Annotated in this window: 10 protein-coding genes, 1 other RNA gene and 4 pseudogenes; 7 read left to right on the plus strand and 8 right to left on the minus strand. The window is 67.5% G+C overall.

The window, feature by feature from the left end:
* Nucleotides 1-69: 69 nt before the first annotated feature.
* Complete coding sequence (rpsB, locus tag ICN82_RS03045; protein WP_193179486.1) at nt 70-858, minus strand: 30S ribosomal protein S2; 789 nt, start codon at nt 856-858, stop codon at nt 70-72.
* Between the two features lie 311 nt (nt 859-1,169).
* Here rpsB and ICN82_RS03050 point away from each other — a divergent pair, with 311 nt between their 5' ends.
* The 3 genes from ICN82_RS03050 (at nt 1,170) to ICN82_RS03060 (ending at nt 3,838) form a co-directional block, all read left to right on the plus strand.
* A complete protein-coding gene (locus tag ICN82_RS03050) occupies nt 1,170-2,063 on the plus strand; it encodes a PfkB family carbohydrate kinase (protein ID WP_193179488.1) in 894 nt (297 codons plus the stop codon).
* Nucleotides 2,060-2,974, plus strand: coding sequence for a pseudouridine-5'-phosphate glycosidase (locus ICN82_RS03055; protein ID WP_193179490.1), 915 nt, complete (start codon nt 2,060-2,062; stop codon nt 2,972-2,974). Before ICN82_RS03050 ends, ICN82_RS03055 begins: the two co-directional genes overlap by 4 nt.
* A gap of 108 nt (nt 2,975-3,082) precedes the next feature.
* Nucleotides 3,083-3,838, plus strand: coding sequence for a DUF502 domain-containing protein (locus ICN82_RS03060; RefSeq protein ID WP_193179492.1), 756 nt, complete (start codon nt 3,083-3,085; stop codon nt 3,836-3,838).
* A gap of 208 nt (nt 3,839-4,046) precedes the next feature.
* Here the strand turns inward: ICN82_RS03060 and ssrA are convergent.
* Nucleotides 4,047-4,399: a transfer-messenger RNA gene (gene ssrA / locus ICN82_RS03065) on the minus strand.
* A 199-nt stretch (nt 4,400-4,598) separates the two neighbouring features.
* On the opposite strand from ssrA, the gene ICN82_RS03070 reads away from it, so the two are divergent.
* Both ICN82_RS03070 and ICN82_RS03075 read left to right on the plus strand, forming a co-directional pair.
* Nucleotides 4,599-6,038 carry an alanine/glycine:cation symporter family protein gene (locus tag ICN82_RS03070; protein WP_193179493.1) on the plus strand — a complete coding sequence of 480 codons (1,440 nt, stop codon included), beginning with the start codon at nt 4,599-4,601 and terminating at the stop codon, nt 6,036-6,038.
* Between the two features lie 60 nt (nt 6,039-6,098).
* Entirely contained in the window at nt 6,099-7,514 is a 1,416-nt protein-coding gene (locus ICN82_RS03075; RefSeq protein ID WP_193179495.1) for a cryptochrome/photolyase family protein, read from the plus strand.
* A 241-nt stretch (nt 7,515-7,755) separates the two neighbouring features.
* Here ICN82_RS03075 and ICN82_RS03080 read toward each other — a convergent pair.
* Nucleotides 7,756-8,334, minus strand: a pseudogene (locus ICN82_RS03080) (transposase); the annotation flags it as partial.
* A gap of 113 nt (nt 8,335-8,447) precedes the next feature.
* Here ICN82_RS03080 and ICN82_RS03085 point away from each other — a divergent pair.
* Both ICN82_RS03085 and ICN82_RS03090 read left to right on the plus strand, forming a co-directional pair.
* Nucleotides 8,448-9,787 (plus strand): annotated as a pseudogene (locus ICN82_RS03085) (IS21 family transposase).
* Nucleotides 9,714-10,150, plus strand: a pseudogene (locus ICN82_RS03090) (ATP-binding protein); the annotation flags it as partial. The pseudogenes ICN82_RS03085 and ICN82_RS03090, both read left to right, overlap by 74 nt.
* A gap of 294 nt (nt 10,151-10,444) precedes the next feature.
* Here ICN82_RS03090 and ICN82_RS03095 read toward each other — a convergent pair.
* The 5 genes and pseudogenes from ICN82_RS03095 to ICN82_RS03115 form a co-directional block, all read right to left on the minus strand.
* Nucleotides 10,445-11,221 (minus strand): annotated as a pseudogene (locus ICN82_RS03095) (ABC transporter ATP-binding protein).
* Nucleotides 11,218-11,904: an ABC transporter permease gene (locus ICN82_RS03100; protein ID WP_193179498.1), complete on the minus strand. Its 687-nt coding sequence runs from the start codon at nt 11,902-11,904 to the stop codon at nt 11,218-11,220. Before ICN82_RS03100 ends, ICN82_RS03095 begins: the two are co-directional and overlap by 4 nt.
* Nucleotides 11,904-12,623 (minus strand): ABC transporter permease, encoded by a 720-nt coding sequence (locus ICN82_RS03105; RefSeq protein ID WP_193179499.1) that lies wholly within the window; start codon nt 12,621-12,623, stop codon nt 11,904-11,906. The genes ICN82_RS03100 and ICN82_RS03105 overlap by 1 nt, the downstream gene beginning before the upstream one ends.
* Before the next feature lie 7 nt (nt 12,624-12,630).
* Nucleotides 12,631-13,485 carry a transporter substrate-binding domain-containing protein gene (locus tag ICN82_RS03110; RefSeq protein WP_193179500.1) on the minus strand — a complete coding sequence of 285 codons (855 nt, stop codon included), beginning with the start codon at nt 13,483-13,485 and terminating at the stop codon, nt 12,631-12,633.
* Between the two features lie 36 nt (nt 13,486-13,521).
* On the minus strand, nt 13,522-14,754 hold the full coding sequence (locus ICN82_RS03115) for a M20 metallopeptidase family protein (protein ID WP_330998955.1): 1,233 nt from the start codon (nt 14,752-14,754) through the stop codon (nt 13,522-13,524).
* Nucleotides 14,755-14,868 lie beyond the last annotated feature (114 nt).

A 14,868-nucleotide genomic window follows, 5' to 3' on the forward strand; every position in this document is an offset into this window, starting at 1 on the left:
ATCCCCTGCGGAGCTATCCGCGGGTCATGTCAATCGTGTAACGGGGGCCGCCAGGGCCCCCGCGACGGATCAGCCCTGGGCCGGTTCTTCGGCCAGCGCCGGCTCTTCGGCCGCGCCCAGGTCTTCCTCGGCCAGTTCCTCGAACTCGCCCAGATCGATGCCTGCCGCGCCCATCTGCGCGGTCATGCCGTCCAGCGCGGCACGCGCGACCAGGTCGCAATACAGGCCGATGGCGCGCGCCGCGTCATCGTTGCCGGGGATGACATAGTCGACGCCCTCGGGCGAGCAGTTGGTGTCGACGACCGCGACGACCGGGATGCCCAGCTTCTTGGCCTCGAGGATGGCCAGGTCCTCTTTCTTGACGTCGATGATGAACAGCATGTCCGGCACGCCGCCCATTTCGCGGATCCCGCCCAGCGAGGCCTGCAGCTTGGTCTGCTCGCGCTCCATGGAGAGGCGCTCGCGCTTGGTCAGGCCCTCGGCGCCGACGGCCATCTGCTCGTCGATGGCCTTCAGGCGGTTGATCGACTGGGAGACGGTCTTCCAGTTGGTCAGCGTGCCGCCCAGCCAGCGGTGGTTCATGTAGTACTGCGCGCATTTCTCCGCGGCATCGGCGATCGGCTTCTGCGCCTGGCGCTTGGTGCCGACGAACAGCACGCGGCCGCCCTTGGCGACGGTTTCCTTGACGGCCTGCAGAGCGGCGTCCAGCATCGGGACGGTCTGGGTGAGGTCGAGGATGTGGATGCCGTTGCGTTCACCGTAGATGAATTCCTGCATCCGCGGGTTCCAGCGCTGCGTCTGGTGCCCGAAGTGGACGCCAGCTTCCAGCAGCTGGCGCATGGTGAAATCTACGCTCATGTCCTGTCCTTTCCGGTTTGAGCCTTGGCAGGGTCTTTGAGGGGCGGATGCCCCAACCGGTGGACCTGACGGGGATGTCTCCCCCGAAAGGCCCGGACCCTGCCTGCGAGATGGACGCGCCTATAGAGCCTTCCGGCGCCGGACGCAAGCACCATCGCCGCGGCCGCGTCCGGCACGGGCGCCCGCGCCATCCCGCCCGGGCCCGCCGCCCCTTCCCGCGCTGACGCTTTGCGGGAACAATCGGCGGCAAAGCGCCGGAGCGCCGCAGGAAAGCCTTGCACCCGCGCGGCTGCGCGGCCAATGGATCGGCCATGACCCCGAACAGACACATCCTTTGCATCGGCTCGGCGCTGTGGGACACGATCGGCCGTCACGAGCAGGTGATGGAGGCCGGCCAGGACCGTCCCGGCCGCATCCGCCGCGTCCCCGGGGGCGTCGCGCTGAACATCGCCATGGCGCTGGCCCGGCTGGGCATGGCGCCCCAGGTGCTGACCGTGCTGGGCACCGATGCGGAGGGCGACACGCTGGCCGCGGCCTGCGCGCGCCGGGGCGTCGACCTGGCGCTGGCGCTGCGGCGCGCGGACCTTCCCACGGATGCCTACATGGCCGTCGAGGGGGCGAACGGGCTGATCGCCGCCATTGCCGACGCGCATTCGCTGGAAGCGGCGGGCGACGCCATCCTCGCGCCGCTGGAGGACGGTCGGCTGGGCAGCCCGGCCTTTCCCTATGGCGGGACCATCGCGCTGGACGGCAACCTGACCGCCGCGCTCTTGGGCGTGATCGCGGCCAGCCCCCTCTTCGCCGCCGCCGACCTGCGCATCGCGCCTGCCAGCCCCGGCAAGGCCGACCGGCTCACCGCCTTTCTCGCGGGGGGGCGCGGCACGCTCTATGTCAACCGCGAGGAGGCGAACCTGCTGTCGGGCTGCAACGCCCCCGATGCCGGGGGCGCGGCGCGCGCGCTGCTGAAGGCCGGGGCGGAACGCTGCATCGTCACCGACGGGATCGGCGAGGCTGTGGACCTGTCGGCGACCAACTGCTACCGCGCCACCCCGCCGCTGGTGGAGCCCCGCCGCGTCACCGGCGCGGGCGACACGCTGATGGCGGTGCATATCGCCGCCGAACTTCAGGGCATGGGCCGCGGCGAGGCCCTGGCCCATGCCACGCAATCCGCCGCCCGTTACGTTGCCGGAGAGGACATCTCATGACGCTCGAGATCCGCTATTCGTCCGAAGTCGCCGCCGCGCGCCAGTTCGGCGCGCCCGTCGTCGCCCTGGAAAGCACGATCATCACCCACGGGATGCCCTTCCCGCGCAACCTGGAAACCGCGCGCGCGGTGGAAAACGACATCCGCCAGGCCGGGGCCGTGCCCGCCACGATCGCGGTGATCGACGGCGTGCTGCATGTCGGGCTGGACGGTCCCGCGCTGGAGGCGCTGGCGCAGCGCAGCGATGTCGCCAAGCTCAGCCGCGCCGACCTGGCGGTGGCGCTGTCCACCGGCGCCACGGGCGCGACCACGGTCGCCGCCACGATGATCGCGGCGCAGGCGGCGGGCATCGGGGTCTTCGCCACCGGCGGGATCGGCGGCGTGCATCGCGGCGCCGAGGAAAGCTTCGACATCTCCGCCGATCTGCAGGAACTGGCCCAGACGCCGGTGACCGTGGTCTGCGCGGGGGCGAAGGCGATCCTGGACATTCCCAAGACGCTGGAGGTCCTGGAGACCCTGGGCGTGCCGGTGATCGCCTACGGGCAGGATGCCCTGCCCGCCTTCTGGTCGCGCGACAGCGGCCTGGCCGCGCCGCTGCGCATGGACGACCCCGCCGCCATTGCCGCCGCCGCGAAGATGCGCGCGGCGCTCGGCCTGCCCGGCGGGCAGCTGGTCGCCAACCCGGTGCCCCCGGCCGAGGAGATCCCGGCGGCGGAACTGCAGCCGGTGATCGCCCGGGCAAATGACGAGGCCGCCGCGCAGGGCATCCAGGGAAAGGCCGTCACGCCCTTCCTGCTGGGCCGCATCCTCGAGCTCACCGGCGGCCGGTCGCTGGAGACGAATATCGCGCTGGTGCGCAACAACGCCCGGCTGGCCGCGGCCATTGCCAAAGAATTCACCAGACAGGGCTGAGCCCGCCGCGGCGGCGCCCCGCCCGCGCCGCCGCCCATTGTGCGCCCTGCCCGCAGGGCCTAAATTCCGGCAGAGGCCCCCCTGCGCCCCGAGGATCCCCGTTTCCAGATGCTAGAGCCCTTCGAAGACCCCAATCAGCCCTCCCGGCCGCGCAAGCACCGGATGCTGGCCAGCCTGCGCGCCAGTTTCCTGACCGGCCTGGTGGTGATCGCGCCGATCGGCCTGACCATCTACCTGATCTGGACGGTGGTGGGCTGGATCGACGGATTCGTGCTGCCGCTGGTGCCCGCGCGGTTCAATCCCGAACAGTATATCGGGATCAACCTGCGCGGCGTCGGCGTCATCTTCCTGCTGCTCTTCACCATCTTCGTCGGCTGGGTCGCCAAGGGCATCATCGGCCGGTCGCTGATCAATGCGGCCGAGGAGCTGGTCGGGCAGATGCCGGTCGTGCGGTCGATCTATAACGGGCTGAAGCAGATCGCCGAGACGGTCTTCGCCCAGCAGGATACCAGTTTCGACCGCGCCTGCATGATCGAGTATCCGCGCCGCGGCGTCTGGGCGCTCGGCTTCATCTCCACGCCCGCCAAGGGCGAGATCAACCGCCGCGCGCCCTGCGACGACGACCTGCTGTCGGTCTTCGTGCCGACCACGCCCAACCCGACCTCGGGCTTCCTGCTGTATTTCCCGCGCCGCGACGTGATCGAGCTGGACATGAGCGTCGAGGACGCGGCCAAGCTGGTGATCTCGGCCGGGCTGGTCTATCCGCCCGAGCGCCCCGGCGCGGCGACCCCGCCGGAATCCGCCCCGGCGGAACCGGGGCTGGTCGAGATGCAGGACAAGGCCGTGGCGGCCGGGCGCGGCTGAGCATCGCGGCGGGCGCGGTGAAAGTGGGGCGCAGCCGCGCCGCCCTGCATCCCTGCGCGAAGAGGAAGACGACGGAACCGCCGACCGCCCCCGGCGCGCAGTGCCGAGAGGCTGCCCGGAAGGATGCAGCATCCGGGAAGACATGCGCATTCGGCAGCGCCCGCCGCCGGAGGGGTCACTTGCAGATGCAGGCAGGACAGAAGGGGAAAGTGCAGGTTTCTGTTGCCAGGTACCTGCGAACCCCGCCTTACGCTGCTAGGCGCAAGGGCTTAAATTTCGGCGTTTCGCACAGCTTACGCTGCGAGAGCCACCGGAGCACGATTGTTGTTGGCAATTATGCTTAGCGAACCGATAACGGTGGTATCTCACCGGGACAAAGCTAACACCTTTAGACGTCCGTCGATCCTGTTTCGGCCCCAATCGTCCCCCCAACAAAGGGATATATGGTGGAGCCGCCGGGTACCGCCCCCGGGTCCGATCCGTTTATTACGTGCGCGTTTATGCCCATAGTCCCGAAGGACAATCCGGAATATAGGCCCCGCGCCGCGGGTGTTCAAGGGGCAATCCGCAACGGAACAACATCGAATGGGCTGCAACGGGCGCGGCTGCGCGTGCCCCGCAGGCCCGGCGGCATGCCTGAAAAAACCGCCATTGGCGAAAATTTCCGCTGCGCCGGGGGGAAGGGGTTGTTAATGACTCGTCAAGGGCTCCGCGCGGGCCATAGTCCAGTCAAAGAACAGCTTACAGGGAAGGTGCCCGCATGGGAATTTTGGACAGTTTCTTCAACCTGATAAACGATCTGACCTGGGGCTGGGCGCTGATCCCCTTCCTCGTCGTGCTGGGCGTTTTCTTCACGCTGGTCTCGGATTTCGTCCAGATCCGTTTCTTCCGCCGGATGTTCGCGGTCCTCAAGGGCGATCCCGAGGCCCGCAAGCAGGGCCATGTCAGTTCGCGCGAGGCGCTGCTGGTCTCGGTCGGCGGCCGGGTCGGCGGCGGCAACATCGCGGGCGTGGCCGTGGCGATCACCGTCGGCGGCCCGGGCGCAGTGTTCTGGATGTGGATGATCGCGCTGGTCGGCATGGCCACCAGCCTGATCGAATGCCTGCTGGCCCAGACCTTCAAGGAGGCCCAGTCCGACGGCACCTATCGCGGCGGGCCCGCGCGCTACATCACCCAGGGGCTGGGGCCGGAATTCCGCTGGCTGGCGGTCGTCTACTCGATCTGCCTGATCGCCGCCTTCGCGCTCGGGTTCAACGCGTTCCAGGGCAATACCGTGGCCGGGGCCTTCGAGGAATCACTGGGCACGCCGCGGCTTTATACCGGCGTCCTGCTGGCGGGGATCGCGGGTCTGGTCGTCTATGGCGGCATCCGCCGCATCGCGCGCGTGGCCGATGTCATCATCCCGATCATGGCGATCGGCTATCTGGGCATGGCCGCGATCGTCGTGCTGATCAACATCCTGCATGTCCCCGCGATGATCATCGACATCGTCGCCAATGCCTTCGGCCTGCGCGAGGCGGTGGCGGGCGGCATGGGCGCGGCCATCGCGCAGGGCCTGCGCCGCGGGCTCTTCTCCAACGAGGCCGGGCTGGGCTCCGCCCCCAACGTGGCCGCCGTCGCCTATGTGCCGCATCCGGTGTCGCAGGGGATCGTGCAGTCGCTGTCGGTCTTCATCGACACGATCATCATCTGCTCCTGCACCGCCTTCATGATCCTCTTGAGCGATGTCTACCAGCCGGGCGCCGAGGACATGGACGGGGTGGTCCTGACCCAGCAGGCCCTGGCCAGCCATGTCGGCGGCTGGTCCAGCTATTTCCTGACGGCGGCGGTGCTGCTCTTCTCCTTCTCCTCCATCATCTACAACTACTATCTGGGAGAGAACGCGCTGAGCTTCCTGACCGGCAATCCGATGGCGCTGCACGGGCTGCGGATCCTCGTGATCGTGCTGGTCTTCTTCGGGGCGAATGCGCCGGATGCGCTGTATGTCTTCAACTTCTCCGACCCGATGATGGGGGTGCTGGCGCTGGTCAACCTGGTGGCGCTGGCTATGCTGTTTCCCACCGCGATGCGGGTGCTGAAGGATTACCGCGCCCAGCTGGCCGCCGGGCGCGAGCCGGTCTTCGACCCGGAGGCCTTCCCCGACCTGGCGCTGGACAAGGCCGCCTGGACCGATGCCGGCGAGGATATCCGCCGCGACTGACGGCTTGACCTTCGTCTTGCCGCCCTAGCTTCTACCCGCGCATCTGCGAAGGGGACGGGCATGGGCGGCAAGGCGGTGATCTGGTGGGTCCGCAAGGATCTGAGGCTGGCGGACAATCCCTGCCTTTCGGCGGCGCTGGCCGCCGGGGGGCCGGTCATCCCGGTGGCGATCCTCGACCCGCTGCATGACAGCTGGGGCGCGGCGCCGCGGTTCCGCTGGGGGCTGGGGCTCGGCCGGTTCGCCGAAACGCTGGAGCAGATCGGCGGACGGCTGATCCTGCGCCGCGGCGATCCTCTGGAGATCCTGAAGGAGCTGGCCGAGGATTGCGGGGCCGGGGCGGTGGCGTGGTCGCGCCATTACGATCCCGGCTGCATCGAGCGGGACACCCGGGTCAAGGCCGAGCTGGAAAAGGCCGGACTGGCGGCCAAGAGCCATCCCGGCCACCTGCTGTTCGAGCCCTGGCGGGTCGAGACAAAGACCGGCGGGCATTACAAGGTCTTCACCCCGATGTGGAAGGCGCTGCGCGGCAGCGACCTGCCCGAGCCGGAGCGGGCGCCCGCGCGCTGGCCCGCACCAGACCGCTGGCCCGCGACCGACAGTCTGGAGGACTGGGCGCTTGGCGCCCCCATGCACCGTGCCATGCCGATCCTGAAAGGGCATCAGCGCGTCGGGGAGGCGGCGGCAGGCGACCGGCTGGCGTGGTTCCTCGACGAGGCGGTGGAGCAGTATGACGCCGATCGCGACATTCCCGGCGAGGACGGCACCTCGCGGATGAGCCCGCACCTGGCCTGGGGCGAAATCGGGCCGCGCAGCCTCTGGCATGCCGCTCTGCGCCGCCGCGAGGAGGGCTCGAAAGGGGCCGAGACCTTCCTGAAGGAACTGGTCTGGCGCGAATTCGCCTATCACCTGGCCTGGCACACGCCGCGCCTCACCCGGGACAATTGGCGCGAGGAATGGGATGCCTTCCCCTGGAACGAACGGGTGACCGCGAAGGTCCGCGCCTGGCAGCAGGGGCGCACCGGCATCCCCTTCGTCGATGCGGCGATGCGCGAGATGTGGGTGACCGGCACGATGCACAATCGCGGGCGGATGATCGTGGCCAGCTACCTGACCAAGCACCTGATGACCCATTGGCGCATCGGGATGCGCTGGTTCGAGGATTGCCTGACCGACTGGGACCCGGCCTCCAACGCGCTCGGCTGGCAATGGTCGGCCGGATCCGGCCCCGATGCGACGCCCTATTTCCGCGTCTTCAACCCGGTCACCCAGCTGGACCGCTTCGACCGGAACCGCCGCTATGCCGATGCCTGGATCGCCGAGGGGCGCCGCGATCCATCCGAGACGGCGCTCTCCTATTTCGAGGCGATCCCGGAAAGCTGGGGGCTGTCGCCATCCGATCCCTATCCCGATCCGGTGGTCACGCCCGAGGAGGGCCGCCGCGCCGCGCTGGAGGCCTATGAGGGCCGCAGCTTCTGAGGCCCGCATGCAGCAGGATGGCGGGCGCCGCCCCTGCCCCGCCCGTCCGCCATCGCAACCGCCGCGCGCACGGCCCGGCCCCCGCAAGGATCGTCTTGCCCCGTCACCGGACGAAGCGACACCGCCGCTGACCCCGCGACCCGGAAAATGCAGATCCCGTCGATCCGCGCCATATGATCCCGCCGGATCGGCGTTGTCGCGCAACCTGCGCCTGAGACGCGCCCCCCTCACCCCGCTGACGTCATGCCACGCGCATGATCTCGGCGGTGCCGCAAGCATCGAAGCGGGTCACGAGGGGTGCGCGGATGTGGATTTCCGCGGTCTGCCGGTCGGGGTCTCTGGCGATGATGCGCTCGCCGAAGCATTTCAGGCAGCGCATTCCGCCTCGATGCGGCTGCGGGCCTGGCCTCCCGCCCAACGCTTCCGGAAGGCCCTTCCGCAGTATCGTGTCGCGCAGGGTTTCGCTGCGGGCGCGTGCCGCCGGGCAGTCATCCTTCCATGGTCGCCCGTTCTCGCGGATCGGGATGACGGTGGGACAGCGGCGGGCGTTATAGGCGCCGTCGGCGGTCGCCGTGGCGGTCAGTGCGCCCTTGGGAACCCGGTCGAACAGCTCCGGAAGGATCGGACCGCCGCCGTCGCGGCTGGAGGCGAATTCCGCAGCGCGGATGTCGGATGTTGCCATGTCCATGGCCAGATGCACCCTGCGGTACTGGCGGCGGCGCAGGGTGCCATGCGTCCTCGCCAGCCACTCTCCGCCGCCCGGGAACTTGATCCCGGTGCGGTCGACCAGCAGGTTCAGAGGGTCACCTGGGCAGCGATAGGTGTGAACCGGCGTGCAATTTCGACCCCGTAGCGTGGTGATCGGCGTCCGAAATGACCCCCTTGCACTGATGTGGGTGACGCCCCCGAGATCATCGGGGCGCACGGTGTGGGATGTTGGGCGTGGAGAGGATAGCGCAGATCCGGCAGAGGCATGTTCAGGATTGGGGCATTGGGCCGCCATTGGTCCGAGGCCAGTGCCGGACAAGTCGATCAAGCAGATCTGCCGTGAACTGCGGGTGTCGCAGAACACGGCGCGCAGGGGGATCCGGTCGGGAGCGACGGAGCTCACCTATGAGCGCACCATTCAGTCATTGCCGAAGATCGGGCCCCGGAAAGACCTGCTTGGCGGGATGCTGGCGGTGAATGCGCGAAAGCCCAGGCGCGAGCGACCGACCCGCATCCGCATCCGCATCTGCGAGGAACTCCGGGCCCGAGGATATGATGGCGGCCATGATGCGGCCCGGCGATACGCGGCGACGTGGTCCAATGAGGAAGAGGAGGCATCTGCCGCCGCCTTCGTGCCGTCGCGCCGAAAGCGCGCCTTCGGCACGACGCGTCGATCCGGGGGAAGCCTGCCGGTTCGACCGGAGCCATGGGATCGGGGTGATCGATGGCGCGGCGACCACGGTGAAGGTGGCGCATGTCCGCCTCTGCCACGGCCGGATGCTCTTCGTCCGGGCCTACCCGCGCAAGAGTGAGCCATGTGGTCGCCATGGTTCGAGACACATGGCGAACGGAGATGGCGTTCGACGCCCAGGACAAAGCCTTCGCCTTCTTCGGCGGCGCCTGCGCGCGGGGCATCTACGACAGCGGTCATTGATCCGCCATTGGTCCGAGGGCAATGGACGCGAAGACGGCGGCGGAGACGATCTCCGCCGGCCGCGACCGCGCCTGCAACCGCCGGTTCCAGCAGATGTGCGGGCATTATCTCGTCGATCCGCCGTCGATTGGGCTCGGACCAATGACGCCTCAATGGACGACCTTCGGGCGCGACAATGCCGTCTGCGACCCGTTGCACGACATTCCGGTTCTGGCTCGCAAGCCCGGTGCCCTCCGGAACGGCGCCCCCTTCAAGGACCGGGACCTGCCGCCGACGACCGGCAGATGGTCCGGATCCTCAGCATGATCCCGATCGATGGGCTGGATGCGGTGGATCCTGCCTGTGCCGAGGCCCTGAGCGAAGGGGCCCCCGCGGCCTCGGTCGTCATCAACATCCTGGCCCGGCATCGGTAGCCGCCACCGCCGCCGACCATCGATACGCCGGCCGCGTCACGCTGGAAGCGTGCCTTCGGCACGACGCGACTGACCTGCAAGCCCGTCGCCGATTGCAAACGCCACGACAGCCTCGGGAGACCCGACCATGGAAAGATCACGGGTCTGGACGCGTCACGCCGAAGGCGTGCCTCGGGCACGACCCGGCCGAAGCTCTACGGCAGGAAGACCGCCTGTAATGAGATCATCACCACGGCGGTGCAGCGTCAGCACGAGCCGCAACAGATCGTCGGCGACCTGCTGAATGCCGGGATCAGTGAGAATGAGCCGACGAGGCGCCACCGGTCCGAGCCCGGCGGCGAATGGCGCGCTCGATCAAATGCCAGATGACGATTGCCAGGCTGCCTCTGGCGAAAGAGGTCGACGCGTTCAGCTTCGAGGAGACGCCGGTCAACGAGATGCCGGTGCGCGATCTGGCCGCCGGGGAGTTTCTCGAACAGCAACGCAATGTCGTCCTCATCAGCGGCACCGGAACCGGCAAATCGCACCTTGCCGTCAGCATCGCCCGGGCCTGCATCCGGCGCGGCAAACGGCTCCGCTTTGCAGATCGAAGCGCGGTGCCGTGCGCAGCCCGAGCATTCACAGAGTTGGTTCCCGGAAACGATGCGAACCTCTTCCTGAGCCCGGCTTCATCCCACAGCCAAGAAACCACGGCTGTCCCGGAATACCCTGCGCCCGACCTCTAGCAGGGCGCTGAAATAGTCGATTTCCCCGAAATCGGAAAAATGCATGTCCTGCGCCCGTGCCGCAGATTGCCCCGACGGCCGGGGCAAGGGCGCCGATCTTCGGAGAGCTCCGGATCTGATCGGGAAGCCATGACCGGCAACAAACCGTTGTCACGATATCCGGTCGAAATATCCGCTCAGGAAGGCGCGGCAGCGCTCGGACCGGGCGTTGCCGAAGACCTGTTCCGGCGCGCCATCCTCTTCCACCATGCCTTGATGCAGAAACACCGTGCGGCTCGAAACCTCGCGGGCAAAGCCCATTTCATGGGTGACGATGATCATCGTGCGGCCTTCCTCCGCGAGGTCGCGCATGACCTTGAGGACCTCGCCCACAAGCTCCGGGTCCAGCGCCGAGGTCGGCTCGTCGAAAAGCAGCGCGCGCGGTTTCTGCGCCAGGGCCCGCGCAATGGCGACACGCTGCTGCTGGCCGCCCGACAACTGGTTCGGCCAGGCGGCTGCCTTGTCTGCCAGACCGACCTTGTCCAGCAGCGCCATGGCCTCGTCGCGGCACTAGGTCTTGTTGCGGCGCTGCACGATCAGCGGCGCCTCGACCACATTCTGCAGGACGGTGCGGTGGGGCCACAGATTGAAGTTCTGGAACACGAAGCCCAGATCGCGCCGGATCGCGCGGGCCGTCCGCTCCTCGGCCCGGTTCAGCTTGCCGCCGCGGGGCGCAATGTGTTTTCCGCCCACAGAGATCGCACCGCTATCCGGGGTCTCGAGCATGGGAATGCAGCGCAGGAGCGTGCTCTTGCCCGATCCGCTGGCCCCGATGAGCGAGATGACATCGCCGTCTTGCGCCTTCAGGTCGATGCCGCGCAGCACCTTGTTCTCGCCAAAGCTCTTGTGCAGGCCCTTGACCGAGACCGCGGGACTTGTGTTGGTCATTGTCTTGCTCCGAATTGCCAGGGAGAAAGGGCGCGTTCGGCCCGGGACGTGGCGCGGGTGACGATCAGCGACAATACGAGGTAGATCAGCCCGGCGCAGAGGAAGATCTCGACCGCGCGCCAGGTTTCCGCCACGGCTTCGCGGGCGATACCGGTCACGTCCATCAGGCTGATCATGCTGACCAGCGCAGTGGATTTCAGCATCGAAATGATTTCGTTCGAATAGGCCGGCAGAGCTTGGCGCACCGCGATCGGCAGAGTCACGCGCCGCAGGATCTGAAGGGACGACATGCCGCTGACACGGGCGGCTTCCTGTGTGCCTCGCGGCACGGCCCGCAATCCGCCGCGCAGGATCTCGGAGGTGTAGGCGGCATCGTTCAGCATCAGGGCAATCAGCCCGCACCAGTAGGGTTCGCGCAGGAGCGGCCAGAGAAAGCTCGACCGGATGAATTCGAACTGCGCGATGCCGAAATAGATCATGAACAGCTGCACCAGCAGCGGCGTCCCCCGGAAGAAGAAGACATAGGTGCCCGCGATGGCGGTTCCGGTCCGGGTGGTCCGTGCGAGGTTGAGCAGCAGGGCGAGGACGAACCCGCCCAGGAGGGCGAGGAACGCAAGGTTCAGCGTCAGGGGAAGCCCCGACAGGAGATCCCGGAACAGCGAAGCGAAATAGGGAACATCCATCAGCGCGACGCTCCGGCGTATCCGGCCATGCTGCGGCGTTCCAGCAGGCGGAAGACCTGATCGGACAGGGTCGTGATGATCAGATAGATGATGGCGGCGGCGGTGTAGAACAGGAAATGCTCCTGCGTGGTGCCGGCGGCGATCGATACCTGGCGCATGGTCTCGACCAGCCCGGTCACGGAGACCAGCGCGCTTTCCTTGATCACCGACTGCCACTGGTTCCCCATGCCGGGGATCGCGGTGACCATGGCCTGGGGGGCGATCACGCGACGGAAGAGTTGCCAGCGCGTCATGCCCACCACGCGGCCGGCTTCCAGCGTGCCCTTCGGCACGGCCTGGTAGGCCCCGCGCAGCACCTCGGACTGGCCCGCACCCGAAATGAGCCCGATGGCCAGCATGCCTGCCGCGAACCCGCTGATGTCGAACGGCCCCTCGAAGCCGAGCGCGGTGCCGAAAAAGGCCACGACCTGCCGACCGCCGAAGTAGAACAGGAAGATCACCAGAAGATCCGGCACGCCACGCAGGACCACCACGTAGATCTCGGCGATACGGCGGGCCAGGGCGTTGCCCGACACCCGTCCGCAGACGGCCAGCGTGCCAAGCATGGTGCCCAGCAGGAAGGCCGAGAGCGAAACGGCGAGGGTCATGAGGCCGGCGCGCGCAAGCACCGGCCCCCATCCCTCGGGGCCGAAGCCCAGGAGATACAGTTCCGAAGTCATGCGCCCGTCAGTATTGCTGCGGAGTCACGACGAGGCCGAACCACTTCTGCGACAGTTCGGCCAGCGTGCCGTCGGCCACGATGCTCTCGAGACCCGCGTTCAGCGCCTCCTGCAACTCGGTGTCGCCCTTCTGGACAGCCAGGCCCGAGCCCGCGCCCATGATGCCGCCGATGAAGGTCGGGCCGGTGGCAGCGGCCTTGTCGCCGTTCTTCTCGAGGAAAGCCGCCACGTTGGTCAGGGACGCGATGCCCGCATCGATGCGGCCGATGCTGAGATCCTGGTACACGTCGGAACCGTTCGGGTAGGTGCGCACCTTCACCCCCTTGTCCTGCAGGTATTCCTCGAGGAAGGCCGACTGGATCGTCGCCTGCTGCACGCCCACGGTCTTGCCGTCAAGGACAGCAGCCACGGCCTCCACGGCCGGATCGATGCTGACCGGATCATCCAGCTGCGCGGTCGTGCCATTCATCGGAAGGTCGATCCCGGCCGAATTCATCACCACGAAGGTCGAGCCGCCGGTGGTGTAGGGGTGGGTGAAGTCCACGACTTCCTTGCGGGCGCCGGTGATGCTGACGCCGTCCACGATGGCATCGTACTTGCCATCGATCAGACCCTGGATCATGCCGTCCCAGGCCTGCGAGATCAGCTCGATCTTCAGGTTCTCGCGCTTGGCGATCTCGTTCACCAGATCGATCTCGAAACCGTAAAGCTCGCCGTTGGGCCGGGTCATGTTGGACGGAGGGAAAGCGCCCTCGGTCGCGATGACGATGGTGCGGCCGGTCATGTCGGCCGATGCGGCTGGGGCGGCCAGCAGCGCGGCGGAGAGGGCGGCACCGACAAGGGCGCGGGCGGTCTTGGTCATGTTCAGTCCTCTGTTGGGGTCTTGGTCTTGCACTGCTCAGCTAAGCAGTTCTCTGGCCATTCGGGTCAGAGCGATGGCGCTGTCCGCAATGCAGCTTTCGTTTGGCTGGTAGTCCGAATTGTGGACGCGGTCGTGGCGGCCGGGGGTCCGGGCGCCGACGAGAATCTGGATCGACGGCATTCGCTCGCTGAACAGCGAGAAGTCCTCCGCCCCGAAGTTCTTGGCCTCCGTGACGATGGGGGAAATGCCGAACTGCGCCTCTAATGCAATGGCCGCGCGATCGACCATCGCGTCATCGTTGATCAGCGCGGGAACGCCGCGGACATACTCCACCTCGGCTTCCAGGTTCATGGCGGCCGCGGCATTCGTGCAAATCCGGCGGAACGACTCTTCGACCCGGTCGCGCGACTCGGCGCTGCGGCAGCGGGCCGTGCCCTCGAACATGCAGTCGTCGGGGATGATGTTCTGCGTCTCGCCGCCGACGATGTGGCCGATGGTCAGGACAGCGGACAGGGCCGGATCCATTTCGCGCGATATGATGGTCTGCAGCTGGGTGATCACATGGGCGGCGCCGATGATCGGGTCGTTGGCCGCATGGGGCCGGGCCGCATGACCGGACTTGCCGCGGATCGTCACCTTGAACTCGTCGCTGGAGGCGGTGCCCGCACCGCGGTTCAGCATGAGCTTCCCGGCTTCCAGCTCGGGGCGGTTGTGGAAGGCGATGGACATGTCCGCACCTTCGGCCGCGCCGTCCGCAATCATGGCCGCGGCGCCGCTTTCCAGCGTTTCCTCGGCAGGCTGGAAGATCAGGCGCACGGTGCCGCGCAGCTGCGGGGCCAGCGCTTTCAGCGCATGAGCCGCCCCCAGCAGCGCCGATGTGTGAAGGTCGTGGCCGCAGGCATGCATCTTGCCGGGGACCGTCGAGGCAAAGGGCAGCCCGGTCATCTCCTGGATCGGCAGGGCGTCCATGTCGGCACGCAGGATCAGGCAGGGACCGGGGGCGCCGCATTCGATTTCGGCCATGACGCCGGTGCGCCCTACGCCCGTCCGCGGCTCCAGCCCGATGGCGCGCAGCTCGTCAGCGACCTTGGCAGCGGTGCGGACGGTGTCGAAGCCGGTTTCGGGATGGGCGTGGATGTCGCGCCGGATTTCGATCATCCGCGCCTCGACCCGGCGGACGAGCGTTTCGATCTCGGGGCCGGGATCATTCGCAAAATCGTTCATCTGTATCCTTCCGTCTGCACGCAGAGCCGGTCCGCGGGCGGGCACTCGGGAATTTCCGGTTCGCGTGCGGGTCCCTATTTACGCCACTATTATACGTTTGTATAGTAATGCTGACAAGTTTGAGAACGTCCGGCTCTCGAAGCGCTCCTTTCGCGGCTT

The organism is Mangrovicoccus algicola, from assembly GCF_014903745.1.
GTDB classification, from domain to species: domain Bacteria; phylum Pseudomonadota; class Alphaproteobacteria; order Rhodobacterales; family Rhodobacteraceae; genus Mangrovicoccus; species Mangrovicoccus algicola.